Source organism: Chitinimonas sp., from assembly GCF_041904975.1.
Classification (GTDB): Bacteria; Pseudomonadota; Gammaproteobacteria; order Burkholderiales; family Chitinimonadaceae; genus Chitinimonas.
Window position 1 is genome coordinate 1 of record NZ_JAYRLZ010000028.1, and the last position, 25262, is coordinate 25262.

Consider the following 25262-nt stretch of genomic DNA (forward strand, 5'->3'; position numbering starts at 1 on the left):
GATCAGCGCCGCCATCGCGGGCATGGCCCGCTCCTGCTACTGCCAAGGTTCGATAGCCGAATCAATAGTCATCTTCCAACCTCGCTCAAGCAACAAACAAGGCGTGTCGCGCCTGCTCGTTCACGGCCAGTACGGCTGGATGGCGAATCTGTCGCTCGACCGAGATCGCGTAGAACTGCTCGCCCAAACCGCTCAGCTCCCCGATGGCGCTCACTGCATAGTCGGCGGCTACTTCCTCTTGCAAGACGGTTGGTGCGATAAAGAAACCCGCCCCTGCCTTGCCAAAGGCCTTGAGCAGGGCGCCGTCGTCAAATTCACCCACCACTTTGAGCTTGATCTGCCGCTGGGCAAGCCATGCCAGCAGACGTGGCCGTATCGCCGCATCGGGCCCCGGCAGCAGGAAAGGGGCGCCATTGAGGCAGGCCGGAAACTCACCCGCATATTGCTTGCACAGGGCCGGCACCCCCATCACGGTCAGGCCACTTTCGCCAAGCAGATGATTGAAGCCCTTGATATTGGCCTCCGCCGTCAACGGCCGATCGGCAATCACCAGATCCAGCCTGTGCATTGCCAATTCGCCCAATAGCTCCAGCAATTGCCCTTCCCGGCAGATCAGGCGCTGCGGCGGGCTGAGCTGCAAGGCCGGCTGCAGCAGGTGAAACGCCACGGTTTTCGGCACCATATCGCCAATACCGACGCGAAACTCGCGCGGCACACCGGCTGGCCCCACGCTGACCGCTTCTTTGAGCTCCTCACCGAGGCTGAAAATCTCGTCGGCATAGCTCAGCACCAGCCGGCCCATATCGGTGAGCTCCAGTCCGCGCCCCTGCTTTTGCAGCAGGCTGGCACCGAGTGATTCCTCCAACAGGCGCAGCTGGCCGCTGATCGCCTGCGGCGTGACGTGCAGCTGCTCGCTGGCGCGCATCACGCCGCCAGCCTTGGCGACAGTCCAGAAGTATTGCAGGTGCTTGAAGTTCAAGGAGTTCACAGATAATTACTTCACTTTTTCTGAAATATCATCAAAGTTTATTCGATTATTCTTTGCCAATCCATCGCACTAGACTGGCCGTGTTGTTTAACCCAGCCACAAGGACGAAGCGATGAAAACCGATATCAAGGCGCGTAATTTTCTGCTTACCGAAGCCCTGTCGCAGCATGTGGAACGACGACTTGATTTTGCCCTGGGCCGGCTCGATGCCCATATCCACAAGGTCACGGTAAGGCTTTCCGATATCAATGGCCCGCGCGGCGGCATCGACAAGCACTGCCATATCCAGGTCTCGCTGCATCACCTGCCCGATGTGGTGATCGAAGACTGCGAGGCCGATCTGTATATCGCCATCAACCGTGCCAGCGAGCGAGCCAGCCGCACCGTCATGCGCAAGCTGGGGCGCCAGCGCCAGTTCGATGCCAGCGATGCCTGGCTGGCAGCCGCTGACGACAGCGATGTCGCATCGGCCGACGCAGCCCCAGGCAACACCCGCCAGCATGCCAGCCACTAGGAGGAACACCATGCGCCACTATCCAAGCAATGGCCCCGAGGCCATGTCCCGCCTGATTGCCCTGGCCCTGCTGGCCGATGGCGGCCTTGACCGCTCCGAACTGCTTGCGCTGCAACGCAGCCAGGTGCTGGATCAATTGGGCATCGAGGAGTCGCTGTTTCATCGGGTTACCCAAGAGCTGTGCGACGACATGCTGCAATGCGTCAGCATGAACGGCTCCGCCCAGCTGGAACTGGGTGACGAGCTGATCGACCAGTTGCTCGGCGATGTCAACGATCCGGCCCTGCAAATCCCGGTATTGCGTGCCATGCTCGATATTGCCGATGCCGATGGCTTTCTGGCCGATGGCGAAGCGGTACTGATTGCTCGCGCCATGGCGCTGTGGCAGTACGACCTGCACCAGATCACCCTGCCCCGCACCAAAGCGGGCCATCCTTCACGCAGCACCCAATCTGCCGCCTGAGCGGCAATGTCTGATCCGTAGCCAGCGCCCGCTGGCTACGGCAAGGGAGAAATACAATGGAAACCTTAAGCGCTTTATGGTTAGGCAAGCCGGCCTGGATGTGGCTGGCCTTTCTGGGCATTGTGCTCAGCTTGCTGGTGCTGGATCTGGGGCTATTGAACAAAAAGCAGCGCGAAATCGGCGTGGCGCAAAGCCTCAAGCTGTCAGCCTTCTATATCGCCGCTGGCGTCGCTTTCGGCGGCTGGGTCTGGTATTACCTGGGTGCCGCGGCCGGCATGAATTTCTATACCGGCTTTGTCATCGAAAAAAGCCTGTCGCTGGACAATATCTTTGTCATTTCGCTGATCTTCAGCTTTCTGGCAATACCACGTGAATTCCAGCACCGGGTATTGCTATGGGGCATCCTCGGCGTGATCGTGCTGCGTGCCTTGATGATCGGCGCCGGCACCAGCCTGGTCGCCCAATACCACTGGCTGCTGTATGTATTCGGTGTATTCCTGGTGTTTACCGGCATCAAGATGCTGTTTGCCAAGGAAGAGGCAACCGACCTGAATGGCAATCCGGTGTTGCGCTTGCTGCGCCGCCATCTGCGCATCACACCGCAGCTGCATGGCCAGCACTTCTTTGTGCGCCAACCCGCTGCCGGCAGTGATGGCAAGCCGGTGTGGTGGGTCACCCCGCTGTTTCTGGCCCTGGTCATGGTGGAAACCATCGACCTGGTATTTGCCATCGACAGTGTGCCGGCCATTCTGGCGATCACCACCGACCCGTTCATCGTCTACACCTCGAATATTTTCGCGATTCTCGGCCTGCGCGCCCTGTACTTTGCCCTGGCCGCCGTGCTGCACCGCTTCCACTACCTGAAGTACGCGCTGGCGCTGATCCTGGTGTTCATCGGCAGCAAGATCTTCCTGGCGGAATGGCTGTTCGACGGAAAGGTGCCGGCCCTGGTATCGCTGGGCATTACCTTCGGTCTGCTGGGCGGTGGCATCGCCGTATCGATCTACAAGACACGCACGGCGCCGCCCCTGATACAAAGCCCCTAGCACAGCGCAGAGGTGTGCGATGGAAGTGGACAAGGCCGCACGCAAACAACAGGCAGTAGTGCTCGCCTGCCTTGCCGTGCCAGTGGTGGGATACCTGCACTATCTGGCGGGCGAGCAGCTGGAATTTCATCTGTTCTTCCTGCTGCCGGTGATTGCCGTGGCCTGGCACGGTCAGGTGCTGAGCAGCGTGATGGTGGCGCTGCTCAGCATCACCATCTGGGCGCTGGTCGACTGGCTGCTGCTTGCCGCGCAGCCATCCATCGCCATCATGGCGTTCAATATCGGTGCGCGTCTGCTGGTTTTCCTTGCCGTCGTGGTGCTGGTGATCCACTGGCGCAATGCCCTGCAGCGCGAAACCCGGGCAGCCACCACCGATGCCCTGACCGGACTGGCCAATCGCCGCGCCTTTCATGCCTGCTGTGCCGACGAACTGGCGCGCGCGCAGCGGCACGGCACGCCACTTGCCAGTGTATTCATCGATATTGATGGCTTCAAGGCGGTAAACGACCGACATGGCCATGAGGCAGGTGATGCGCTGCTACGCAAGGTCGCCGACGTGCTCGGCTCCAGGCGCCGGTCGGCCGACCTTGCCGCCCGGCTGGGTGGCGACGAGTTTGCCCTGCTGTTGCCACAGACTACAGCCAGTGAGGCCGAGGCGCTGATACGCCTGCTGCAGCAACGCCTAGATGGCGAAATGCGCGCTGGCGGATTCCCGGTCACGTTCAGCATCGGGATTGCTGCCTTTGCCAGCGCGCCGACCGAAGTGGATGTTTTGCTCAAGCGTGCCGACGCCCTGATGTACGAGGTCAAGCACGGCGCCAAAAACGGCATTCGTCTGGCACAGCATTGAATGCGTCGCGCAAACCGGCGCAGGCAATACCCGGGTTCATTGGCAACAAGAGACAGCTCGATCATGCGAAAACATCTGCACCGCTGGCTTCCCAAGCAGGAAACGCTTGCCGGCAACCGCCTGCTGGCCCGCTTTGCCCCCTGGCTGCAGGCGCCGGCATTATGGCAGCTCAATCGCCGCGCCATAGCAGGCGGCGCAGCCATCGGCCTTGCCTGCGCCATGATTCCCGGCCCGCTGCAGTTGTTGGGCGCCACCCTGGCCTGCTGCCTGTTCCGCGTCAATCTGCCCGTGGCAGCCTTGGGCACCTTGGTCAGCAATCCGCTGACCATCGTGCCCTTGTATCTGCTTGCCTATTATCTGGGCAGCCTGCTGAGCGGCGCGGACCCCGGCAGCGCCCATCTCCCACCGCCCGAATTCCGCTGGAGCGAGCTGCACGCCAGCGCCGAGCAGTGGCTAGGCTGGCTGCAGGCGCAGGGCAGCGCCTTGCTGATCGGCCTGCCGGTGCTGGCACTTGCCATGGCCGGCCTCGCATACGCACTGGTGCATGTCGGCTGGCGCCTCTACACCGTGCAGCGGCTCAGACAGCGGCGCCGGCGTGCGGCTGCGGCATAGCGCAGAGCCGGCATCAGTCAAGCCCTGACCCCTGCTGAAGCAACAGCTTGCGTACCGGCACCGGAATCGCCGCCTCTAGCGCATCATGCAAGCGATACCACTGATAAGCCCCCTCGGCCACCCGCCCGGCCTCGCCCAGCACCTCGATGGCTTGCGGCACGATGGTCAGGCGGAAATGGGTAAATACATGCAGCAAGGCCGGGCCGGCGGCGCCCAGCTTCACCCGCAAGCCTTGGCTCTCGCACCAGGCCAGCGCGGCCGCGCTATCTGCCACTTCGGGCAAGCCCCACATACCGCCCCAGATGCCGGTTGGCGGCCGCTTTTCCAGCAGGATGCGATCACCATGGCGGATCAACAGCATGCAGGTGGCGCGTTCCGGCACCACTCTTTTCGGCTTGCGGGTCGGCAGCTCGGCCTGCCGGCCTTCGATATGGGCGCGGCAATCGTCGCGCAGCGGACAAGCCGCGCAGGCTGGTTTGCTGCGACTGCACAGACTGGCGCCCAGATCCATCAGGCCCTGGGTATAGGCCGGCATATCGGCGGCGGATTCGGGCAGCAGCGCCTCGGCCCAGACCCATAGCTGCTTTTCCACCGCCTTCTCGCCGGGGAAGCCTTCGACGCCCGCCCAGCGCGCCAGTACCCGTTTGACGTTGCCATCGAGAATCGGCGTGCGCTCGGCAAAGCAAAAACCGGCAATGGCAGCGGCGGTCGAGCGGCCAATGCCGGGCAGCTCGGCCAGCACCGCAGCGCTATCGGGAAACTGTCCGGCAAAGCACGCCATCACCATCTGTGCCGCCTTGTGCAGATTGCGGGCGCGGCTGTAATAGCCAAGCCCGGCCCAATGTGCCAGCACCTGATCGAGCGAGGCAGCGGCCAGATCAGCCACTGTCGGAAACGCTGCAACGAAGCGCTCAAAGTAAGGCACCACCGTCGCCACCTGGGTTTGCTGCAACATGATTTCCGACAGCCACACGCGGTAGGGGTCGCTCACCTGCCAAGGCAGATCATGTCGGCCATGGGCGCGCTGCCAGCGCACAAGGCGCTGGGCGAAGGCGGGCAGGCGCGGGCCGGAAGGGGTGAGTGCAGTGTGGTGATTCGCCATGGCGGATGATCGGTTCAACAAAGGTGCGCACTATACGGGGTGTTGCCAAATTCATGCGAACACCTGCGCGCTTGGCCTTGTTACCGCCCCTGGCCGAGATCCGCGGGAGCACCGCGACGGCCGAGATCGGCAGCGCGCCGTGATCACTGCCCGGCCGGTGGCTGCCACAGCTCGATCTTGTTGCCTTCCGGATCGATCACCCAGGCAAAGATGCCGTATTCCGACTCATCGACCTTGTCGAGCACATCACAGCCTTCTTCCCGCAAGAGCTTGACCAGCCCATGCACATCGTCCACCCGGTAATTGATCATGAATGGCGCGCTGCTGGGCGCAAAATAATCGCCTTCGGCCGGACCGATCGACCAGATGGTGGTGCCGGCCTGTGGCTTGCCATCGGCATCGGCCCAACTGAACGCCGCGCCGCCCCACTCTTGCACATCGATGCCGAGATGGCGCTGATACCAAGCCCGCAAGGCCGGCGCATCCTTGGCCTTGAAAAAAATGCCGCCAATACCGCTTACCCGTTTCATGACAAGCTCCCGCTCCGTGGTTTTGGCCAGTATGGTTGGCGCCAGTGTCAATGCAAGGCGCGGTAAGCCGCTAGCCGCCTCAGAACACGAAATTGCCCGCGGCATCGAGGTAGCCACCCGGATTCCACGCCACCTCCCACAGATTGCCATCCGGGTCGGCAAAATAGCCGGCACGGCCTCCCCAATCTGTATCGAAAGCCGGGCGGGTGATGGTGGCACCCTTGGCTGCCAGTTCGGCCAGCAGGCTATCCACCTCGGCACGCTCGGCGACGTTATGCGCCAGGCACAGGCGGGCAGCACCGGGCGCGCCCTCTGCCGGCAGGCCGGCATCGCGCGCCAGGGCACGGGCCGGATACAAGGCCAGCACAAAACCATTGAGCTGGAAAAACGCCACGCCGGCCTGACTTTTCGCCGATACGGGCCAGCCCAGCACCTCGCCATAGAAGGCGCGGGCGCGATCCAGGTCGCTGACACCTAGGGTGATGAAACTAAGACGAGGCTGCATGCTTGCTCCACGAATGAATTGAATGCTTATCCAAGGCCGCAATAGCAGCACTGGCAGTCACGGCGCCCGCCGATAGCCCGCCATGTCCACCTGCCGTACCAACCAGTTGCGCAGACTGTTAATGCCTGGCGGATTGGCCGCATCGGCATAGACCAGATAGTTCGCCCCGTCTGCCGGCACCGCTGCTGGATGAGCACGCAGCAAGGTGCCTGCGGCCAGCGCATCGGCGACCAGGGTGCGCCGCGCCAGCGCGATCCCCTGCCCGGCCTTGCAGGCTTCCACCATCACGCCGGCATCCTGGAACAAGGGGCCGGGCTTGCCCGCCTGCGGTGGCAGGCCGACTTGCCTGAGCCACTGCGGCCAGGCGGCGCCATAGTGGCGCAATAACGTGGCACGGCTGAACAGCGACTCGGCTGGCCCGGCGCCCAGGCGCGCGCGCAAAGCCGGGCTGATCACGGCCACCAGCCAGTCATCACACAGCTTTTCCGCCACGCAGCCGGGCCAGTCGCCATTGCCAAAGCGGATCGCCGCATCGGGTGCGCCGGCTTCGCCCAACGCCACCACCCGGGTGGTGGTTTCCAGCTCCAGATTCAGCTCGGGATGGCAGGCATACCAGTCGGGCAGCCGCGCATACAGCCAGCAGGTGGCCAAGGAGGGCAGCAGGCTGACGCGCAGCGAGGCCGGCGCCGCTTGCGAGCGGCCACGGCGCACGCTGTCGACTGCGTCGCGCAGCAGGCCGAATGCCGGCGCCACGCCGGTCAGCAGTCGGCGCCCTTCGGCAGTCAAGGCCACCCCGGCGCGACTGCGCTGGAACAGCTGCACGCCCAGATCAAGCTCCAGCTGGCGGATTTGCTGGCTGATGGCAGCATGGCTGACCGACAGCTCGTCTGCTGCGCGACGAAAGTGCAAATGGCGCGCCAGGGCATCGAAACTGCGCAAGGCGGCAAGGGATGGCAAGGCCGACATGTAAGCTATACTTACCACACAGATATGACCATTAAACCATGGCTAACCATGGTTTCGCTACGCTGGCATCTCCGTAACCCGTTGAGGATGCCACCATGTTCCCTACCCTTGCCCGCACCGGCGCGTTGATCGCCAGCCTGCTCCCCCTGTTTGCCGCAGCCGACTTTGCCCCATCAAATGATGGCCAGATCTATTTCGAGCGGCATGGCAGCGCCCACGGGGCGCCGGTAGTGCTGATTCCCGGCGGGCCGGGCGGCAACCATACCTTCTTCCAGCCCTGGTTCGAGCGCCTGCATAGCCAGCACGAGCTGGTGTATTTCGATGCGATCGATCGCGGCCGCTCCGATCGCCTGCCCGCCAGCAAGTTGCACTCGGTGCCGCGCGACGCAACCGACATCGAGGCACTGCGGTTGGCGCTGCATGCCGAAAAACTGGTGCTGCTGGGCAATAGCTATGGCTCGCTCCCTGCCATCGAATACAGCCTGCAGCACCCCGAGCGCGTTGCTTGCCTGATCATCAGCAGCGGCATGCATAGCGATGCCTCGTTTGCCGACCATGTGGTGGCGCTGAACCGCGCCATTGCCGAGCAATATCCCGCGCACTGGGACAAGCTGGAGGCGATGTATGCGCAAGGAGTGAAGAGCGGTAGCGAGGCCTATCAGAACCTGTATGGCGAGGTGGCTGACAATGTGTACTGGTTCGACCCACGCAATGCCGCCAAGCGCTACCGCTCGCCCGACCCGCGCGATGCCTTCAGGGGCGCGGTGTATGCCGCCTTTATGGGCGACGACAGCGAGCGAGTGGTCAACGGCGCCCTGAAGGGCTATGACCTACGGCCTCGCATGGCCGCGCTGCAGCTGCCGGTGCTGGTGATCACCGGTCGCCGCGACATCGTCGCCTCGCCGCGCATCGCCGCCGAAACCGTCGCAGCCTTGTCCAAGGCACGCGTCAGCCAGACCATCGTCGAGCGGGCCGGGCATCGCGCCTTTATTGAAAACCCGGACGAGTATTTCGCTGCCGTGCAGCGATTTCTGCTGCAAACGCCAGACTGCCGGCAACAATAAACACCGCATACCTGACGATACGCTGTGCTTTGGGAGCGGCTATCGCGCGATTGAACCTGCCTTCGCGGCTAAAGCCGCCCCTACGCCACTGCCCAGCCACGCAAACATCGGAAACGCCACCATGACGCCCACCCTCCAACAGGATCTCGCCCGCCTTGACCAGATCCTTGAGCAGACTTGCGATGAAGCCCGCCGCATACTCGCCTCGCTCGATAGCCGCCCGGTAGCCATTGCCCCGACGGCACCGCCCCTTACCCCGTTACAGCCGGACGGCGGCGGATTCAGCGCCGCGCTGGCCGACTTCAATGCACGCTTTGCCGCCGGCTTTTCCGGCTCCAGCGGCCCGCGCTATCTCGGCTTTGTGACCGGCGGCGCTACGCCAGCCGCCCTGGCCGCCGACTGGCTGGTGTCGAGCTACGACCAGAACCCGACTTCCAGCCTTGATAGCAGCGCGCCCGATCTGGAACGTGAAGCGCTTGCCCTGTTGCGCCAGCTGTTCCGGCTTGGCGACGAGCTGCACGGCGCCTTTGTCAGCGGCGCCACGATGTCGAACTTTGTCGGGCTGGCGATCGGGCGCGAATGGTTGGCCGAGCAAAGTGGCATCAGCGTGGCCGAACAAGGGCTGGCGGCGCTCGGCCCGGTCACCATTTTGTCTGGCACGCCGCACTCCAGCATTTACAAAGCCGCCTCCATGCTCGGGCTTGGGCGCCAATCCATCGAGACCATCGCCTGCCTGCCCGACCGCGAAGCCATAGACCTCGCGGCACTGGAAGCGCGCTTGATCGCCCTTGCCGGCGCCCCCTGCCTGGTGGTCGCCAATGCCGGCACGGTGAACACGGTGGACTTTGACGATCTGCAAGGCTTGGTCGCGCTACGAACCCGTTATCCCTTCTGGCTGCACATCGACGCCGCCTTTGGCGCCTTCGCCGCCACCGCGCCGGCACATGCCCATCTGGTAACGGCCATGGAGCAGACCGATTCGCTATGCATCGACCTGCACAAATGGCTGAACGTCCCCTACGACGCCGCCGTTCAATTCAGCCGCCGACCCGATCTGCAGCTCAAAGTATTCCAGAACAGCGCCGCCTACCTGGGGCGGCCTAGCGGCACGCCCGACTTCGTCCACCTGACGCCGGAAAACTCGCGCCGCCTGCGCGCCCTACCCAGCTGGTTCGCCTTGCGCGCCTATGGCAGTGATGGCGTGCGTAGCATGGTGGAAAGCTGCAGCCGCCACGCCCGCCACCTTGGGGAGCTGATCGCAGCATCGGCATCATTCAAGCTGCTGGCGCCGGTGCGCCTCAATGTCGTGTGCTTTGGCCTCAAACAACCCGGCAGCGCCGACGAAGCCACCATCCAGGCGCTGATTCGGCGGGTACGTGACGATGGCGAGGCCTTTGTTACCCCGACGGTCTACCAAGGACGCTGGGGCATACGCGCCGCCTTCAGCAACTGGCGCACCAGCGAGGCTGATGTGGAGCGGGTGTGGCAGGCGCTGGAGGCGGCAGCGCGGGCGCTGGGTTTGGCGGGTGGCTAACAATGGCCCGCGATAGCGACAGTACCGAACCAGCGCGCCGCCGCTGCATACGGGCGCAAGGCTTGCAGCGATGCGACATGCAGAGTAACAATCCGTCAGCTTCCATTGCCGTCAGTTTGCTTTGCCGGCAGTTCGCCAAGCAGTCAAGACAGCGCAGAATGTATGTATGTAAGGTCTGCACCAGCTTTTTTCCCGCATTGGCGCGAGCGAGGTCATACGTCAGTTATTGATCGATACAAGGGCGATTCGCAGGTGCCGTTCGAATTCGTTCACAATTCTCGCGAAAGAAACAAAGAGACCGCGGCTCGACTGGAAGATCCAGCAATTGTTCGATATGTTGAAGGCAGAGGTATTGATAATGATGACCGATCAGGAACGCAGCGAATATCTCAAGAAGATGGGGCTGCCGCCGGTAGACCAATACCCGCCTCGCTCTGCCGAGATGGAGGCACTGTTGGCCATGACGAACGACAAAATTGCGCCAGAGTTCGTCGCGACTCTGAACCGTCACACAGCCCTGAAGAACGACCCCGAGACGTGCTTGACCAAACCCAGAAGGAAGGTCGAATAAGCCGGAAGACCTGCGACGGTATCAACGATGTACCCACAGCCCCTTACGATAAGGGGCTTTCGTTGAGGTCGGCAGGGCGGGTGCCAGAAAGGAACCCGCGCACAATCGCTGTATTGCCAGCCGCATCGCCATGATTCAGCTGAAGTTGTTGGCAACAATTAGAAAGATTTGTGGTGCAGGTATTGTCTTTTGTGTTTGATGAAGCCACCAAGTCGGCATCCTGGGATGATGGATCAAAGCAGGTAATCCTTCAGAACCTTCGTCAGGTACGCTACGACGCCAAGCGTGGCGTGGTGCTAGCTTTGCCAGCCGATTGGGCAATACGGAAACTCAATGTCTATAACGGCAGTGGGGCGCTAATAGCCCAGTTAACCCCGCCAGAAGATTTCCATTGCGAGTATTTGGTAGAAGACACTGCCTACGGTGTTCGTGTTGTGTGTTCTGGAACCAATGTGACCGGCGATATATTGGATTGGTATTTCAAGATAGATTTAATCGGCGGTAGTTTGGCTAAAATGGGGCGCGCGTATTAAGACCATAACCGCACTAATGACTTCGAACAGCCCCCAAATCGGGGAGAACAGCCGTTAGGCGTAATGCTTCGTTAAGGCGCATCTGAAGCGCAGCGCGATGCGCTGCATGTGCATCAATAGAACGGCGATGCCGCTGCATGACGCCGGGAATAGCGTGACCGTATTCGCCCGGCGGCAGTGCCTGGATTCCGCTGCAACCGCCAGTCCCACAGCCAGATCGACGATCAACACAGGCGTGCTCACCACCACGGCGCGATCCCCACCCGCATAAGCCAGTACGACCGACATCATCACCGATGGCCCAAACAACAAAGCCCGCACAAATGTGCGGGCTTTGTTTTCAGCTTTGCGCAGAAGCACGGCTTGGCCACGCTTCCTGCTCACCGAACCGAGGCTTACTCGGCGGACACTGCCTCGGCGGTGTCCGGACGGTCGATCAGCTCAACCAGTGCCATCGGTGCATTGTCGCCCTGGCGGAAACCATACTTCAGGATCCGCAGGTAGCCGCCGTTACGGTTCTTGTAACGTGGGCCCAATACATCGAACAGCTTGAGGGTCAGTTCACGATCACGGGTGCGATCGAATGCCAGACGCAGATTTGCGACCGAACGTTCTTGCTTGCCCAGGGTGATCAGTGGCTCCGCAACGCGGCGCAACTCCTTGGCCTTCGGCAACGTCGTCTTGATGACTTCGTGCTTCAGCAAGGCATTGGCCAAGTTACGCAGCATCGCCAGACGATGGCTCGTCGTGCGATTCAGTTTGCGATTACTTTGACGATGACGCATGTGTCTATCCTTTTCCTATCGAGCCTGGCTTATGGCTTTTCCAGGCCGACCGGCGGCCAGTTTTCCAGCTTCATGCCGAGCGTCAGACCCTTCGAAGCCAGCACTTCCTTGATTTCATTCAAGGACTTACGGCCCAGATTCGGCGTCTTCAACAATTCGGTTTCGGTGCGCTGGATCAGGTCACCGATGTAATAAATGTTCTCGGCCTTCAAGCAATTCGCCGAGCGAACGGTCAGCTCGAGGTCGTCCACCGGACGGAGCAGAATCGGATCGACCTGCGGCGCGCGTGGCGCTTCAGGCTCGACTTCCGTGCTCTTCAGGTCGGCAAACACAGCCAACTGCTCTACCAGTACACGAGCCGCATAGCGGACCGCTTCTTCGGGATCAACCGCACCATTGGTCTCGATCTCGATCACCAGCTTGTCCAGATCGGTACGCTGTTCCACGCGGGCGCTTTCGACCGCATAGCTTACGCGACGAATCGGGCTGAACGAGGCGTCAAGCAAGATGGCCCCAATGTGGCGGCCTTCTTCCTTATCCACACGCACCACGGCAGGTTGGTAACCACGGCCCTTTTCGACCTTGATTTCCATTGCAAGCTTGCCGCCTGAAGACAGGTTGGCAATCACATGGTCCGGGTTAACGATCTCGACATCATGCGGAACATCGATATCAGAAGCCTTGACGACACCTTCGCCATCCTTTTTCAAGGACAACAGGGCTTCGCCACGACCGTGCAGCTTCAGCACCACACCCTTGAGGTTCAAGAGGATATCAACGACATCCTCTTGAACACCGTCAAGTGCCGAGTACTCATGCAGCACGCCCTCAATCTTCACTTCAGTGGGGGCGAAACCGGGCATGGACGACAACAGGATGCGGCGCAAAGCATTGCCGAGCGTATGGCCGTAGCCACGCTCAAACGGCTCCATCACGACACGCGCCTGGGTAGACGACGATGCCTGCACATCAATGATGCGCGGTTTCAGCAAGTCATTCGCATTGCTTTGCATAAACAATCAATCCCTTTATCGAAACGGCAGTCCGAATTACGGCCAACGATTACTTCGAGTAGAACTCAACAACGAGCTGCTCGTTGATGTCGCTGGACAGGTCGGCACGCTCTGGCGACGACTTGAACACGCCTTCCATCTTCTTGGGATCAACAGTCACCCAGCCAGGGAAGCCGATTTGTTCAGCCAAAGCGAGCGCTTCGGCGATGCGAACCTGCTTCTTCGACTTGTCGCGTACCGACACGACATCGCCAGCCTTAACCTGATACGACGGAATATTGACGACTTCGCCATTCACCGTGATCGACTTGTGACCAACCAGCTGACGGGCTTCAGCGCGCGTCGAGCCGTAGCCCATGCGATACACGACGTTGTCGAGACGTGCTTCGAGCAGCTTCAGCAGGTTTTCGCCTGTAGAGCCCTTGCGACGCGACGCTTCTTCAAAGTAGCGACGGAATTGGCGCTCAAGCACGCCGTAGATACGGCGGATTTTTTGCTTTTCACGCAACTGGACACCGTAGCCAGACAGACGTGGCTGCTTAGCGCCATGCTGACCGGGTTTGGTATCCAACTTACACTTGCTGTCGAGCGCGCGACGGGCGCTCTTGAGGAACAGGTCAGTGCCCTCACGACGCGAAAGTTTGCATTTCGGTCCGATATAACGTGCCATCTCGGGTCTCCGGAATTAAATACGACGCTTTTTCGGCGGACGACAGCCGTTGTGCGGTACGGGGGTAACGTCGGAAATGCTGGTGATCTTGAAGCCCAGCGCATTCAACGCACGCACAGCGGAGTCACGGCCGGGGCCGGGTCCCTTGATACGCACTTCGAGGTTCTTTACACCATATTCCTGGGCAACTTTACCAGCGTGCTCCGCTGCTACCTGAGCAGCGAATGGTGTACTTTTCCGAGAGCCCTTGAAACCAGCACCGCCCGAGGTAGCCCAGGAGAGAGCATTCCCTTGACGATCAGTGATGGTCACGATCGTGTTGTTGAAGGAAGCGTGCACATGCACGATGCCTTCCGACACGGTCTTTTTGACTTTCTTCCGTACACGCACTGTGTTTGCTTTAGCCATTGCTATTCCTTAAGTGCTTACTTCTTTCCGGCAATCGCCTTGCGCGGTCCCTTGCGGGTGCGGGCGTTCGTGCGGGTGCGCTGGCCACGCGCGGGCAGGCCGCGACGGTGACGCAGACCACGGTAACAACCGAGGTCCATCAAACGCTTGATGTTCATAGTGATTTCACGGCGGAGGTCACCCTCAACCGTAAACTTGCCGACTTCTTCGCGCAGCTTGTCCATTTCTGCGTCCGTCAGGTCCTTGATCTTGCGATCTGTAGGAACACCGGCGGTGGCGCAGATGGCCTTAGCACGAGTCTGTCCGATTCCGTAAATGGCTTGCAGGCCAATGACGGTATGCTGATGATTGGGTATGTTCACCCCAGCAATACGGGCCATGATTTGCGTTACCCCAAATTTAAAAAGTCGTAGATTCTAGCATGAGAACATGCTAGCGACAATGGCTATCAGCCTTGCCGTTGCTTGTGCCGCGGATCGGTGCAAATCACACGCACAACACGGTTGCGGCGGATGACCTTGCAGTTACGGCAGATCTTCTTGACCGAAGCTTGAACTCGCATCGCTCTATCCTTTCAATAAAAAACCCGCGTCATTTGGCGCGGAAGACGATCCTGGCACGGGACAAGTCGTAGGGCGTGAGCTCTACGGTAACCTTGTCTCCGGGAAGTATGCGGATATAGTGCATCCGCATTTTCCCGGAAATATGGCCGAGCACTACGTGGCCATTTTCCAACTTCACCCGAAAAGTCGCGTTAGGGAGATTCTCAAGAACCTCCCCCTGCATCTGAATGACGTCTTCCTTCGACATGACTCGTTCGCATTACTGGTTCTTGGCTGGCGGTATTAACCAGCTTTGAAATTGGCCTTTTTGAGCAGGCTCTCATACTGATGGGACAACAGGTAGGACTGCACTTGCGCCATGAAGTCCATCGTTACTACCACCACGATCAGCAAAGACGTACCACCAAAATAGAATGGCAGACTCCACTGAAGCAGCAAGAACTCGGGAATCAAGCAAACCAGCGTGATGTAGGCCGCGCCAATCAGCGTCAAACGCAGGATCACCCGCTCGATGTACTTGGCAGTCTGATCACCAGGGCGGATCCCCGGGATGAATGCGCCACTCTTTTTCAGGTTATCCGCCGTCTCCTTGGGATTGAAAACCAAGGCAGTGTAGAAGTAACAGAAAAAGATAATGGCAGCCGCATACATCAACACATAAACCGGCTGACCTGGATGCAACATGTCACCGAATCGCTTCAACCAGCCAAACCGCTCCGAATTTCCGGTCCACGACAATACGGTTGCCGGGAACAAGATGATGCTGGACGCGAAAATCGGCGGGATGACACCGGCCATATTCAACTTCAACGGCAGGTGCGTGCTTTGACCCTGGACGACACGATTGCCCATCTGCCGTTTCGCGTAATTGACCAGCACTTTGCGCTGGCCACGTTCCACGAATACGACACCGGCCACCAGCAACACTACGCCGGCACCAAGCGCAAGCACCAACAGGGTCGGCAGAGCGCCCTGATTGGCCAAACCGATCGTCTTGGTGATCGATCCGGGAATACCGGCAGCGATACCAGCGAAAATCAGAATGGAAATACCGTTGCCCAGACCACGCTCGGTGACCTGCTCACCCAACCACATCAGGAACATGGTACCGGTAACCAGGGTAAGCACGGTGGTGAAATAGAATTCCACCTGACCGGTAAGAACCAGATTCGGCTGGCGGAACAACATGACCGCTATACCGAAACTTTGTGCCGTTGCCAGAATTACCGTCGCATAACGCGTGTACTGCGTAATCTTGCGTCGCCCCGCCTCGCCTTCCTTCTTCAGCTCTTTCAGGCTGGGCAGGATTTCACCAGCCAGCTGCAGAACGATGGAGGACGAGATATACGGCATGATTCCGATCGCGAAGATCGTGAAACGCTGCAAGGCGCCACCAGAGAACATGTTGAACATGTTCAGCAGACCCGCACCGCTCTTCGACGTATCGAACAGGTGCGCCAGTTCCGCGGGGTTGATACCGGGAACTGGGATATGCGCACCGATGCGATAGACGATCAACGCACCAATCAAAAACCAGATTCGCTTTTTTAGATCCGCAAACTTGCTAGCGGTACTGGCTTGTGCTGGATTCGCCACGTCTAAGCCTCATTTCGCCTTATTCAGCAATGCTGCCGCCGGCAGCTTCGAGAGCAGCACGAGCACCTGCAGTGGCAACCACACCACGCAGCTTGACCGCCTTCTCTACCTTACCAGCCAGAATCAGCTTGACCGAACGGACACCGGCAGGAACCAGACCCGACTGCTTGAGAACCAGCAGATCAGCTTCTTCAACCGGCAGCTTGCTAAGATCGCCAGTGCGCAATTCGGCAGTCAGACCCTTGGTCAGCGACTTGAAGCCACGCTTTGGCAGGCGACGCTGCAAAGGCATTTGACCGCCTTCGAAGCCAACCTTGTGGAAGCCACCGGAGCGGGACTTTTGACCCTTGTGACCACGGCCACAGGTCTTGCCCAAACCGGAGCCGATACCACGACCGACGCGCTTCTTGCTGTGGGTTGCACCCTCAGCTGGCTTGATCGTATTCAGTTCCATTTAGCCCTCGCTTTTCAGCAGATAGCTGATCTTGTTGATCATGCCGCGATTTTCCGGCGTATCGATCACTTCGACCGTTTGGTGCATGCGACGCAGACCCAGACCACGGGCACAGGCCTTATGCGACTCCAGACGACCGATCAGGCTCTTGACGAGCGTTACCTTGATACGAGCCTCAGCCATTTGCCTCGCCTCCAAGCACATCGTCCACCGTCAGGCCGCGCTTCGCCGCGATTTCCGCAGGGGTGCGCAACTTGCTCAGGCCATCCAGCGTGGCACGAACCAGGTTATACGGATTGGTGGAGCCGTGGCACTTTGCCGAAATGTTGGTTACACCCATCACTTCGAACACAGCACGCATCGGACCGCCCGCCTTGATACCCGTACCTTCGGCGGCTGGCTGCATGAACACGGTGGTAGCACCATGCTTGCCGACAACTGCGTGCTGAACGGTACCGTTCTTCAGGCTGATCTTGACCAGCTTGCGACGGGCTTCTTCCATTGCCTTTTGCACGGCGACAGGCACTTCCTTCGACTTGCCCTTGCCCATGCCGATGCGGCCATCACCATCGCCAACCACGGTCAGCGCTGCGAAACCCATGATCCGGCCACCCTTCACCACTTTCGTGACGCGGTTGACGCTGATCATCTTTTCGCGCAAGCCGTCGCCGCGATCTTCGATATCAGACTTAGCCATGATTACTCCTTAGAATTCGAGGCCGGCTTCACGAGCCGCATCAGCCAGCGCCTTGACGCGGCCGTGGTAGTGAAAGCCAGAGCGATCAAACGCAACAGCAGTGACGCCAGCAGCCTTCGCCTTTTCAGCGATGCGCTTGCCAACGACGGCAGCGGCAGCGGCGTTGCCGCCATTGGCCACGTCCTTGCGAACGTCGGCTTCCAGAGTGGAAGCGCTGGCCAGCACCTTGCCTGCGGTTTCGTCGATAACCTGTGCGTAGATATGGCTGTTGGAGCGGTGCACCGACAGGCGAACCATCTTCAACTCTGCAATACGGGCACGGGTTTTGCGGGCCCTGCGCAAGCGAGTTTCTTTTTTGTCCATGATCTTCAGCCTCGATTACTTCTTCTTGGTCTCTTTCAAGACCACCACTTCGTCGCTGTAACGAACACCCTTGCCCTTGTAAGGCTCCGGAGCACGGTAAGCGCGAACTTCGGCGGCCACCTGGCCGACCTGCTGCTTATCGATACCCTTCAGGATGATTTCCGTTTGCGACGGAGTTTCGACTTTGACGCCAGCCGGCATCTTGTGTGCAACCGGGTGCGAGAAACCAAGCGTCAGGTTCAGCGTATCGCCCTGGGCTTGAGCACGGTAGCCCACGCCAACCAGGTTCAGCTTACGCTCGAAGCCCTTGGACACACCGGTAACCATATTGGCCATCAGGGCGCGCATGGTGCCGGACATGGCACGTGCATGCTTGCTCTCATCGGCAGCCGCAAAGGTCAGCACATTGTTGTCGAGCTTGATTTCGACAGCCGGGTTAACAGGACGGGTCGCGGTACCCAGCGGGCCCTTCACGACGATTTCGCCACCTGCAACCTTGACTTCAACACCTGCTGGCAGGGAAATGGGGTTCTTAGCTACGCGAGACATATCTACCCCTCCTTAAGCCACGAAGCACAACAGTTCGCCGCCGATACCCTGGGCGCGAGCCTTGCGATCGGTCATCACACCACGCGAGGTGGAGACGATGGCGATACCAAGGCCATTCATGACCTTAGGAATATCAGTGACACCCTTGTAAATACGCAGACCAGGCTTCGAAACGCGATCGATGCGCTCGATAACCGGACGACCGGCGTAATACTTGAGCTCGATGTCGAGCTGAGGCTTCTTTTCTTCGCCAGTAATGGCGAAGTTTTCGATGTAGCCCTCTTCCTTCAGGACATTGGCGATTGCCACTTTGACCTTGGAAGACGGCATCGATACCGATTGCTTGTCCGCACGCTGCGCGTTACGGATACGGGTCAGCATATCGGCGATGGGATCATGCATACTCATTCGTGATCTCCTTACCAGCTGGCCTTGACGACACCAGGGATCTCGCCCTTCATGGCGATCTCGCGCAGCTTGTTACGGCCAAGGCCGAACTTGCGGAAAACACCACGGGGACGACCGGTGATTGCGCAACGGTTACGCAGGCGGGTCGGGTTAGCATTACGCGGCAAAGCTTGCAGCTTCAGACGGGCAGCAAAACGGTCTTCTTCGGACACGCTTTGGTCGTTGATGATTGCTTCCAGCTTTTCACGCTTGGCGGCAAACTTTGCCACCAGCTTTTCGCGCTTTTCTTGACGGTTGATCAAAGCAAGTTTGGCCATGTCAAACCTCAGTTCTTGAACGGGAACTTGAAGGCAGCGAGAAGCGCACGCGCTTCGTCGTCCGTCTTCGCGGTCGTCGTAATGGTGATATTCATCCCGCGCAGAGCATCGATCTTGTCGTACTCGATTTCCGGGAAAATGATCTGTTCCTTGACGCCCATGTTGTAATTGCCGCGGCCGTCAAACGACTTGGCGGAAATACCACGGAAGTCACGGATACGTGGAATAGCCACGGTGACCAGACGATCCAGGAATTCGTACATACGCTCACGACGCAAGGTAACCTTGCAGCCGACCGGGTAGTTGTCACGAATCTTGAAGCCGGCGATCGACTTCTTCGACAGTGTCACCACTGGCTTTTGGCCGGCAATCTTGGTCAGGTCGCCAACGGCGTGTTCCATGACCTTCTTGTCAGCTACAGCCTCACCAACACCCATGTTGATGGTAATTTTTTCGATACGCGGCACTTCCATGATCGACTTGTAGCCGAACTTTTCAGTCAACGCCGGTACGACGGTTTCTTTGTAGAAATCTTGCAGACGAGCCATATTCTACCCCTTAGCCCCCGACCACTTCGCCGTTCGATTTGAACACGCGAACCTTCTTGCCGTCGTCGAGCAGCTTGAAACCAACACGATCAGCCTTCTGGCTGGCCGGATTGAAGATAGCCACATTCGAAACGTGGATGGGCATCGTCTTGTCAACAATACCGCCAGCCTCGCCACGCATCGGGTTCGGCTTTTGGTGCTTCTTGACGACGTTAACGCCTTCAACCACAACCTTGTCTTCAGCCAGGATGCTGAGCACGGTACCGCGCTTGCCCTTGTCCTTGCCGGTGATTACGACGACTTCGTCGCCGCGCTTGATCTTGTTCATTCGCGCACTCCTTACAGCACTTCCGGCGCCAGCGAGACGATCTTCATGAAGCGTTCGGTACGCAGTTCACGCGTTACCGGCCCGAAAATACGGGTGCCGATCGGCTCGAGCTTGTTATTGAGGAGTACGGCGGCATTGCCGTCGAACTTGACCAATTGACCATCGGGGCGACGAACACCCTTGGCCGTGCGAACAACGACGGCGTTATACACGTCGCCCTTCTTTACACGCCCGCGCGGAGCCGCATCCTTGATGGATACTTTGATGATGTCGCCAACCGAGGCATAGCGACGCTTGGAGCCACCGAGAACCTTGATGCACATAACTGTGCGCGCACCAGTGTTGTCTGCAACATCCAGCATGGATTGCATTTGAATCATGTAAAAAACCTCCAACTTAACCCGTCACTGCCGCCGACGTACGCGGCGGAGCCGCAGCAAGCCACGGCACGACGGCCAGTTTTGGATCCCGCAAGGGAGAAGAATCAAACAACACCAAACTCAGAACGAACTTGGCGATGGATGAAAAGCAGGGCATTCTAATACGATTAGAATGCCCTGGCAAGCGTTTTAACGAAAAACTCTAGAGGCCGAAGCCTCGAAAATTAAACGTTGCGTGCCTTTTCGATAAGACCAGTCACGATCCAAGCTTTGGTCTTGGACAGCGGACGGGTTTCTTCGATCGTCACCATGTCACCTTCGCCGTAAGCGTTGGTTTCATCGTGAGCGTGGTACTTCTTGGACAGGCGGATGATCTTGCCGTAGAGCGGGTGCTTTACCTTACGCTCAACCAGCACGGTCACAGTCTTGTCCATCTTGTCGCTGACCACACGGCCAGTCAACGTACGCTTCAGTTTGGTTTCAGTCATTTAGGCCACCTTCTCAGCCATGAGGGTGCGTACACGCGCGATTTCGCGGCGAACACGCTTCAGTTCGCTGGTCTTGGCAAGCTGCTGGGTAGCCAGCTGCATGCGCAGACCAAACTGAGCCCTCAGGAGCGAGGTGAGCTCAGCCTTGAGCTCTTCGGCCGACTTACTACGCAGTTCAGTCGTCTTCATCTCACTGCCCCACATGTCGGGTTACGAAAGTCGTCGCGATCGGCAACTTGGCGGCGGCCAGGCGGAAGGCTTCGCGGGCGAGCGTCTCGTCCACACCATCCATCTCGTACAGCACCTTGCCAGGCTGAATTTCAGCGACATAGTACTCAGGACTACCCTTACCGTTACCCATCCGGACTTCGGCGGGCTTGGAAGAAATCGGCTTGTCCGGGAATACACGGATCCACACACGACCACCACGCTTGATGTGACGGGTCATGGCACGACGAGCAGCTTCGATCTGGCGGGCAGTCAAACGACCACGTGCGATCGCCTTCAGGCCCCACTCGCCAAAGCTAACCTTATTGCCGCGGGTAGCAACGCCGGTGTTACGGCCCTTCTGCTGTTTGCGGTATTTGAGTCTAGTTGGCTGCAGCATTTCGAGGCCCCTTTCGCGGCTTGCGTTCGGCTTGCTCAGGCTGGGCAACCACTTGTTCGCCTGCCTTCACTTCACCCTTGTACACCCACACCTTGATACCAATGATGCCGTAGGTAGTCTTGGCTTCCGAAGTCGCGTAATCGATGTCGGCACGCAGGGTATGCAAAGGCACGCGGCCTTCACGGTACCACTCGGTACGTGCGATTTCGATACCGTTCAAACGGCCCGACGACATGATCTTGATGCCCTGGGCACCCAGACGCATGGCGTTTTGCATCGAACGCTTCATGGCGCGACGGAACATCACGCGCTTTTCCAGCTGAGCAGCGATGGAGTCAGCGATCACTTGCGCATCGATTTCCGGCTTGCGGATTTCTTCGATGTTGATGTGAACGGGCACACCCATCAGCTTGACCAGTTCGCGCTTGAGGACTTCGATGTCCTCACCCTTCTTGCCAATCACCACACCCGGACGGGCGCTGTGAATGGTGATGCGGGCGTTCTTGGCTGGACGCTCGATAACGATGCGACCAACCGAGGCGTGCGACAACTTTTTCTTCAGGAACTCGCGCACCTTGATGTCTTCGGCGAGCATGGCCGGGAAGTGCTTGCTATTCGCATACCACTTCGAAGCCCAGTTCTTGTTGACGGCTAAACGAAAGCCAGTCGGATGAATTTTCTGTCCCATATCGTCCTCATTCGCCCACGGTCAGGGTGATGTGGCAGGTTTGCTTTTCGATGCGATTGCCACGGCCCTTGGCGCGTGCGGCAAAACGCTTCAGCGAAGCACCCTTGTCCACATAAATAGTGGTCACCTTGAGCGCGTCAATATCGGCGCCATCGTTGTGCTCGGCATTTGCGATCGCCGACAGCAGCAACTTCTTGATGATGACCGCGCCCTTTTTCGGGCTGAAGGCCAGGATATTGAGCGCCTGCTCGACCGGCTTGCCACGCACCAGGTCAGCGACCAGGCGTGCTTTTTGGGCCGACATGCGAGCGCCCGTCAAAATTGCGGAAGTTTGCATAGCGTCACCTTACTTCTTGGCTTTTTTGTCGGCCGCGTGACCCTTGAACGTACGGGTCAGCGAGAACTCGCCCAGCTTGTGACCAACCATGTTCTCGTTGATGTACACGGGAACATGTTGCTTGCCGTTGTGCACGGCAATGGTCAGGCCGACGAAATCCGGCAAAACGGTCGAACGACGCGACCAAGTCTTGATCGGACGCTTGTCGCTGGTAGCGCGCACTGCTTCGATCTTCTTCAGCAGATGGGCGTCGACAAACGGGCCTTTCTTAATGGAACGTGCCATATCTAATTACCCCTTATTCGAATGCCGACGGCGAACGATCATGCCGTTGGTGCGCTTGTTGTTGCGCGTGCGATAGCCCTTCGTCGGCGTGCCCCATGGGCTGACCGGAACGCGGCCTTCGCCGGTACGACCTTCACCACCACCGTGCGGGTGATCGATCGGGTTCATCGCCGTACCGCGAACGGTCGGGCGGATACCACGCCAACGCACTGCACCAGCTTTACCGATCTTGCGCAGGCTGTGCTCTTCGTTACCCACTTCGCCAATCGTGGCGCGGCAGTCGACATGCACCTTGCGAATTTCACCGGAACGCAGACGAACCTGGGCGTAAGCACCTTCACGAGCCAGCAATTGAACCGAAGCACCGGCGGAACGAGCAATCTGCGCGCCCTTGCCTGGTTGCATCTCGATGCAATGGATGGTGCTACCCACCGGGATATTGCGCAGCGGCAGCGCATTACCGGTCTTGATCGGCGCTTCCGAACCGCTGACCACTTGCGCGCCAACCTTCAGGCCACGCGGAGCGATGATGTAGCGGCGCTCGCCATCGGCGTAGCACAGCAACGCGATGTGGGCGGTACGGTTCGGGTCATATTCCAGGCGCTCAACGGTGGCAACAATGCCATCCTTGTTGCGACGGAAATCGATCATGCGGTAGTGCTGCTTATGACCGCCGCCCTGATGGCGAACAGTGATAATGCCGCGATTGTTACGGCCAGCATTCTTGCTTTGCGACTCGACCAGCGGGGCGTAAGGACGGCCCTTGTGCAGGTCGGGATTCACGACCTTTACAACACCGCGGCGACCCGGGGAAGTTGGTTTAACTTTAACCAGCATCGTCGTTCTCCTTACTGCGCGTTCTGCAGGTCAATTTCTTGACCTGGCTTGAGGGCAACGTAAGCTTTCTTCCAGCCCTTGCGCACACCGGCCGTACGACCGAAACGCTTCTGCTTTGGCTTGACGTTGGTGATCTGAACGGACTCGACCTGCACCTTGAACAGCAACTCCACCGCAGCCTTGATTTCTGGCTTGGTAGCGGTACCGACAACGCGGAAGACGACCTGCTCGTTCTTGTCGGCCACCATGGTGCTCTTTTCAGAGATCACCGGGGCCAGCAACACCTGGAGCAAACGCTCTTCGTTCAATTGAGTCATGCCAGCATCTCCTCGATTTGCTTCAGCGCTTCGCGAGTTACCAGCACCTTCTTGAAGCGAACCAAGCTGACCGGATCAGCCTGCGACGGCTCGAGCACGAGCACGTTCGGCAGATTGCGCGAAGCCAGGTACAGGTTCTCGTCCAGATTGTCGGTCACGATCAGCGTGCGCTCTTCCAGACCCATGGCAGCCAGCTTTTGGGCAAACGCCTTGGTCTTGGGGGTTTCTGCGACGAACTGGTCAACGACAGCAAGACGGTCTTCACGAACCAGCTGCGACAGAATCGTCGCAATACCAGCGCGATACATCTTGCGATTCACTTTTTGAGTGAAGTTCTCGTCGGGCGAGCTCGGGAAAATCTTACCGCCGCCGCGCCACAGAGGGCTGGACGCCATACCGGCTCGAGCACGGCCCGTACCTTTTTGACGCCAAGGCTTCTTGGTCGACTTGGCGATTTCGCTACGGCCCTTCTGGGCGCGATTGCCGCTACGGGCATTGGCCAGGAAGGCAGTAACAACCTGGTGAACCAGGGCTTCGTTGTAATCGCGACCGAACAAGGCGTCGGAAGCGGTCACACTCGCAGCGGACTGACCGCTGGCATTGATGACTTTGAGTTCCATTACGCACCTGCCTTCACGCTGGGACGCACAACCACGTCGTTGCCCTTGGAGCCAGGAACAGCACCCTTTACCAGCAACAGACCACGCTCTGCATCAACACGAACAACTTCCAGGTTCTGCACGGTACGCTTGACGTTACCGAGCTGACCGGCCATACGCTTACCCGGGAACACACGACCCGGATCCTGCGCCATACCAATCGAACCAGGCGCATTGTGCGACACCGAGTTACCGTGCGACGCGCGCTGCGAGCTGAAGTTGTGACGCTTGATAGCGCCCGAGAAACCCTTACCTTGCGAGGTACCAGTCACATCGACCAGCTGACCCACCGAGAAGATTTCCACGGAGATTTGTGCACCCGGCTGAAACTGAGCCAATTGCTCAGCAGACAGCGCGAATTCATGCAAGCCACGACCTGCTTCAACAGCAGCCTTGGCAAAGTGACCAGCCTGTGCCTTGTTGACACGGCTAGCACGGCGCTCACCGAAGGTAACCTGAACGGCGGTGTAGCCGTCGGTTTCCGCGGTCTTGATTTGCGTGACGCGATTAGCGGACAGATCCAGCACCGTCACTGGAATGGAAGCACCATCCTCAGCGAAGACGCGGGTCATACCAACCTTGCGCCCGACAAGTCCTAAGCTCATCGTTATTTCCTTTCAAAGGGCTAGCTACGATTGGCTAGCACGACTCAGAATCCGTCGATCCTATTGACAACTTCGCCAAAAC

The 25262-nt window shown here is 59.1% G+C and carries 43 protein-coding genes; 9 read left to right on the forward strand and 34 right to left on the reverse strand.

The genetic code is table 11. The annotated features are described in order from the left end of the window. Positions 1-85: 85 nt before the first annotated feature. Positions 86-979, reverse strand: coding sequence for a transcriptional activator NhaR (gene nhaR, locus ACE3OH_RS04585; protein WP_374349044.1), 894 nt, complete (start codon positions 977-979; stop codon positions 86-88). A gap of 121 nt (positions 980-1100) precedes the next feature. On the opposite strand from nhaR, the gene ACE3OH_RS04590 reads away from it, so the two are divergent. From ACE3OH_RS04590 to ACE3OH_RS04610, 5 genes are all read left to right on the forward strand, one after another. Beyond that, a complete protein-coding gene (locus tag ACE3OH_RS04590) occupies positions 1101-1502 on the forward strand; it encodes an HPF/RaiA family ribosome-associated protein (protein WP_374349045.1) in 402 nt (133 codons plus the stop codon). A 10-nt stretch (positions 1503-1512) separates the two neighbouring features. Further along, the gene (locus ACE3OH_RS04595; protein ID WP_374349046.1) at positions 1513-1965 is read left to right on the forward strand and encodes a hypothetical protein; all 453 of its coding nucleotides are present in this window, start codon (positions 1513-1515) and stop codon (positions 1963-1965) included. Positions 1966-2021: 56 nt separating this feature from the next. Beyond that, positions 2022-3011: a TerC family protein gene (locus ACE3OH_RS04600; RefSeq protein WP_374349048.1), complete on the forward strand. Its 990-nt coding sequence runs from the start codon at positions 2022-2024 to the stop codon at positions 3009-3011. 19 nt (positions 3012-3030) lie between these two features. After that, positions 3031-3861: a GGDEF domain-containing protein gene (locus ACE3OH_RS04605; RefSeq protein WP_374349050.1), complete on the forward strand. Its 831-nt coding sequence runs from the start codon at positions 3031-3033 to the stop codon at positions 3859-3861. Positions 3862-3924: 63 nt separating this feature from the next. Beyond that, positions 3925-4473 (forward strand): DUF2062 domain-containing protein, encoded by a 549-nt coding sequence (locus ACE3OH_RS04610; RefSeq protein WP_374349052.1) that lies wholly within the window; start codon positions 3925-3927, stop codon positions 4471-4473. A gap of 13 nt (positions 4474-4486) precedes the next feature. On the opposite strand, the gene mutY is transcribed toward ACE3OH_RS04610, so the two are convergent. The 4 genes from mutY to ACE3OH_RS04630 all read right to left on the reverse strand — a co-directional run bounded on the left by mutY (position 4487) and on the right by ACE3OH_RS04630 (position 7576). Further along, positions 4487-5575 carry an A/G-specific adenine glycosylase gene (gene mutY / locus ACE3OH_RS04615; RefSeq protein WP_374349053.1) on the reverse strand — a complete coding sequence of 363 codons (1089 nt, stop codon included), beginning with the start codon at positions 5573-5575 and terminating at the stop codon, positions 4487-4489. Positions 5576-5718: 143 nt separating this feature from the next. Further along, positions 5719-6105 carry a VOC family protein gene (locus ACE3OH_RS04620; protein WP_374349054.1) on the reverse strand — a complete coding sequence of 129 codons (387 nt, stop codon included), beginning with the start codon at positions 6103-6105 and terminating at the stop codon, positions 5719-5721. Positions 6106-6184: 79 nt separating this feature from the next. Further along, entirely contained in the window at positions 6185-6610 is a 426-nt protein-coding gene (locus tag ACE3OH_RS04625; RefSeq protein WP_374349056.1) for a VOC family protein, read from the reverse strand. A gap of 57 nt (positions 6611-6667) precedes the next feature. Further along, complete coding sequence (locus ACE3OH_RS04630; protein ID WP_374349058.1) at positions 6668-7576, reverse strand: LysR substrate-binding domain-containing protein; 909 nt, start codon at positions 7574-7576, stop codon at positions 6668-6670. Positions 7577-7671: 95 nt separating this feature from the next. On the opposite strand from ACE3OH_RS04630, the gene ACE3OH_RS04635 reads away from it, so the two are divergent. From ACE3OH_RS04635 to ACE3OH_RS04650, 4 genes are all read left to right on the forward strand, one after another. Beyond that, positions 7672-8640, forward strand: coding sequence for an alpha/beta fold hydrolase (locus ACE3OH_RS04635; protein WP_374349059.1), 969 nt, complete (start codon positions 7672-7674; stop codon positions 8638-8640). A 121-nt stretch (positions 8641-8761) separates the two neighbouring features. Beyond that, complete coding sequence (locus ACE3OH_RS04640) at positions 8762-10174, forward strand: aspartate aminotransferase family protein (RefSeq protein ID WP_374349061.1); 1413 nt, start codon at positions 8762-8764, stop codon at positions 10172-10174. A 358-nt stretch (positions 10175-10532) separates the two neighbouring features. After that, positions 10533-10745, forward strand: coding sequence for a hypothetical protein (locus ACE3OH_RS04645; RefSeq protein WP_374349062.1), 213 nt, complete (start codon positions 10533-10535; stop codon positions 10743-10745). 182 nt (positions 10746-10927) lie between these two features. Continuing rightward, on the forward strand, positions 10928-11278 hold the full coding sequence (locus ACE3OH_RS04650; RefSeq protein WP_374349064.1) for a hypothetical protein: 351 nt from the start codon (positions 10928-10930) through the stop codon (positions 11276-11278). A 54-nt stretch (positions 11279-11332) separates the two neighbouring features. Here the strand turns inward: ACE3OH_RS04650 and ACE3OH_RS04655 are convergent, their stop codons facing one another. The 29 genes from ACE3OH_RS04655 to rplC all read right to left on the reverse strand — a co-directional run bounded on the left by ACE3OH_RS04655 (position 11333) and on the right by rplC (position 25180). After that, positions 11333-11638: a hypothetical protein gene (locus tag ACE3OH_RS04655; RefSeq protein WP_374349065.1), complete on the reverse strand. Its 306-nt coding sequence runs from the start codon at positions 11636-11638 to the stop codon at positions 11333-11335. Positions 11639-11673: 35 nt separating this feature from the next. Beyond that, positions 11674-12063, reverse strand: coding sequence for a 50S ribosomal protein L17 (gene rplQ, locus ACE3OH_RS04660; RefSeq protein ID WP_374349067.1), 390 nt, complete (start codon positions 12061-12063; stop codon positions 11674-11676). A gap of 29 nt (positions 12064-12092) precedes the next feature. Then, on the reverse strand, positions 12093-13076 hold the full coding sequence (locus tag ACE3OH_RS04665; protein WP_374349069.1) for a DNA-directed RNA polymerase subunit alpha: 984 nt from the start codon (positions 13074-13076) through the stop codon (positions 12093-12095). Between the two features lie 49 nt (positions 13077-13125). Continuing rightward, positions 13126-13746 carry a 30S ribosomal protein S4 gene (gene rpsD, locus ACE3OH_RS04670; protein ID WP_374349071.1) on the reverse strand — a complete coding sequence of 207 codons (621 nt, stop codon included), beginning with the start codon at positions 13744-13746 and terminating at the stop codon, positions 13126-13128. 15 nt (positions 13747-13761) lie between these two features. Continuing rightward, positions 13762-14154 (reverse strand): 30S ribosomal protein S11, encoded by a 393-nt coding sequence (gene rpsK, locus ACE3OH_RS04675; protein ID WP_374349072.1) that lies wholly within the window; start codon positions 14152-14154, stop codon positions 13762-13764. Positions 14155-14171: 17 nt separating this feature from the next. Next, positions 14172-14534, reverse strand: a complete 363-nt coding sequence (gene rpsM, locus ACE3OH_RS04680; RefSeq protein ID WP_374349074.1) for a 30S ribosomal protein S13 — start codon at positions 14532-14534, stop codon at positions 14172-14174. Between the two features lie 68 nt (positions 14535-14602). Then, positions 14603-14716, reverse strand: a complete 114-nt coding sequence (gene rpmJ / locus ACE3OH_RS04685) for a 50S ribosomal protein L36 (protein WP_072428311.1) — start codon at positions 14714-14716, stop codon at positions 14603-14605. Positions 14717-14745: 29 nt separating this feature from the next. Beyond that, entirely contained in the window at positions 14746-14964 is a 219-nt protein-coding gene (gene infA, locus ACE3OH_RS04690; protein WP_005674242.1) for a translation initiation factor IF-1, read from the reverse strand. Positions 14965-14999: 35 nt separating this feature from the next. Next, positions 15000-16313, reverse strand: coding sequence for a preprotein translocase subunit SecY (gene secY, locus ACE3OH_RS04695; protein WP_374349078.1), 1314 nt, complete (start codon positions 16311-16313; stop codon positions 15000-15002). A gap of 19 nt (positions 16314-16332) precedes the next feature. Further along, the gene (gene rplO, locus ACE3OH_RS04700; protein WP_374349080.1) at positions 16333-16767 is read right to left on the reverse strand and encodes a 50S ribosomal protein L15; all 435 of its coding nucleotides are present in this window, start codon (positions 16765-16767) and stop codon (positions 16333-16335) included. Next, positions 16768-16950: a 50S ribosomal protein L30 gene (gene rpmD, locus ACE3OH_RS04705; RefSeq protein ID WP_374349082.1), complete on the reverse strand. Its 183-nt coding sequence runs from the start codon at positions 16948-16950 to the stop codon at positions 16768-16770. After that, positions 16943-17464 carry a 30S ribosomal protein S5 gene (gene rpsE, locus ACE3OH_RS04710; protein WP_374349083.1) on the reverse strand — a complete coding sequence of 174 codons (522 nt, stop codon included), beginning with the start codon at positions 17462-17464 and terminating at the stop codon, positions 16943-16945. Before rpsE ends, rpmD begins: the two co-directional genes overlap by 8 nt. 9 nt (positions 17465-17473) lie before the next feature. Further along, positions 17474-17827, reverse strand: a complete 354-nt coding sequence (gene rplR, locus ACE3OH_RS04715; RefSeq protein WP_374349085.1) for a 50S ribosomal protein L18 — start codon at positions 17825-17827, stop codon at positions 17474-17476. Positions 17828-17842: 15 nt separating this feature from the next. Next, positions 17843-18376 carry a 50S ribosomal protein L6 gene (gene rplF, locus ACE3OH_RS04720; protein WP_374349087.1) on the reverse strand — a complete coding sequence of 178 codons (534 nt, stop codon included), beginning with the start codon at positions 18374-18376 and terminating at the stop codon, positions 17843-17845. 12 nt (positions 18377-18388) lie between these two features. Continuing rightward, a complete protein-coding gene (gene rpsH / locus ACE3OH_RS04725; RefSeq protein WP_374349089.1) occupies positions 18389-18784 on the reverse strand; it encodes a 30S ribosomal protein S8 in 396 nt (131 codons plus the stop codon). Between the two features lie 11 nt (positions 18785-18795). Beyond that, complete coding sequence (gene rpsN / locus ACE3OH_RS04730) at positions 18796-19101, reverse strand: 30S ribosomal protein S14 (protein WP_374349090.1); 306 nt, start codon at positions 19099-19101, stop codon at positions 18796-18798. An 8-nt stretch (positions 19102-19109) separates the two neighbouring features. Beyond that, complete coding sequence (gene rplE / locus ACE3OH_RS04735) at positions 19110-19649, reverse strand: 50S ribosomal protein L5 (protein WP_374349092.1); 540 nt, start codon at positions 19647-19649, stop codon at positions 19110-19112. Positions 19650-19659: 10 nt separating this feature from the next. Next, positions 19660-19977 (reverse strand): 50S ribosomal protein L24, encoded by a 318-nt coding sequence (gene rplX, locus ACE3OH_RS04740; protein WP_374349094.1) that lies wholly within the window; start codon positions 19975-19977, stop codon positions 19660-19662. A gap of 11 nt (positions 19978-19988) precedes the next feature. Beyond that, entirely contained in the window at positions 19989-20357 is a 369-nt protein-coding gene (rplN, locus tag ACE3OH_RS04745) for a 50S ribosomal protein L14 (RefSeq protein ID WP_374349095.1), read from the reverse strand. Between the two features lie 224 nt (positions 20358-20581). Beyond that, positions 20582-20845, reverse strand: a complete 264-nt coding sequence (rpsQ, locus tag ACE3OH_RS04750; protein WP_374349097.1) for a 30S ribosomal protein S17 — start codon at positions 20843-20845, stop codon at positions 20582-20584. Beyond that, a complete protein-coding gene (gene rpmC, locus ACE3OH_RS04755) occupies positions 20846-21034 on the reverse strand; it encodes a 50S ribosomal protein L29 (RefSeq protein WP_374349099.1) in 189 nt (62 codons plus the stop codon). It lies immediately after the preceding gene. 1 nt (position 21035) lies between these two features. After that, complete coding sequence (gene rplP / locus ACE3OH_RS04760) at positions 21036-21452, reverse strand: 50S ribosomal protein L16 (protein ID WP_374349102.1); 417 nt, start codon at positions 21450-21452, stop codon at positions 21036-21038. Continuing rightward, positions 21436-22140: a 30S ribosomal protein S3 gene (gene rpsC / locus ACE3OH_RS04765; protein WP_374349103.1), complete on the reverse strand. Its 705-nt coding sequence runs from the start codon at positions 22138-22140 to the stop codon at positions 21436-21438. Before rpsC ends, rplP begins: the two co-directional genes overlap by 17 nt. A 7-nt stretch (positions 22141-22147) precedes the next feature. Beyond that, positions 22148-22477, reverse strand: coding sequence for a 50S ribosomal protein L22 (rplV, locus tag ACE3OH_RS04770; protein WP_374349105.1), 330 nt, complete (start codon positions 22475-22477; stop codon positions 22148-22150). Between the two features lie 9 nt (positions 22478-22486). Further along, a complete protein-coding gene (rpsS, locus tag ACE3OH_RS04775) occupies positions 22487-22762 on the reverse strand; it encodes a 30S ribosomal protein S19 (protein WP_374349107.1) in 276 nt (91 codons plus the stop codon). A gap of 6 nt (positions 22763-22768) precedes the next feature. Next, the gene (rplB, locus tag ACE3OH_RS04780; RefSeq protein ID WP_374349109.1) at positions 22769-23599 is read right to left on the reverse strand and encodes a 50S ribosomal protein L2; all 831 of its coding nucleotides are present in this window, start codon (positions 23597-23599) and stop codon (positions 22769-22771) included. An 11-nt stretch (positions 23600-23610) separates the two neighbouring features. Next, positions 23611-23916, reverse strand: coding sequence for a 50S ribosomal protein L23 (gene rplW / locus ACE3OH_RS04785; RefSeq protein WP_374349110.1), 306 nt, complete (start codon positions 23914-23916; stop codon positions 23611-23613). Beyond that, complete coding sequence (gene rplD / locus ACE3OH_RS04790) at positions 23913-24536, reverse strand: 50S ribosomal protein L4 (RefSeq protein ID WP_374349112.1); 624 nt, start codon at positions 24534-24536, stop codon at positions 23913-23915. The genes rplW and rplD overlap by 4 nt, the downstream gene beginning before the upstream one ends. Then, a complete protein-coding gene (gene rplC, locus ACE3OH_RS04795) occupies positions 24536-25180 on the reverse strand; it encodes a 50S ribosomal protein L3 (RefSeq protein WP_374349114.1) in 645 nt (214 codons plus the stop codon). Before rplC ends, rplD begins: the two co-directional genes overlap by 1 nt. Positions 25181-25262 lie beyond the last annotated feature (82 nt).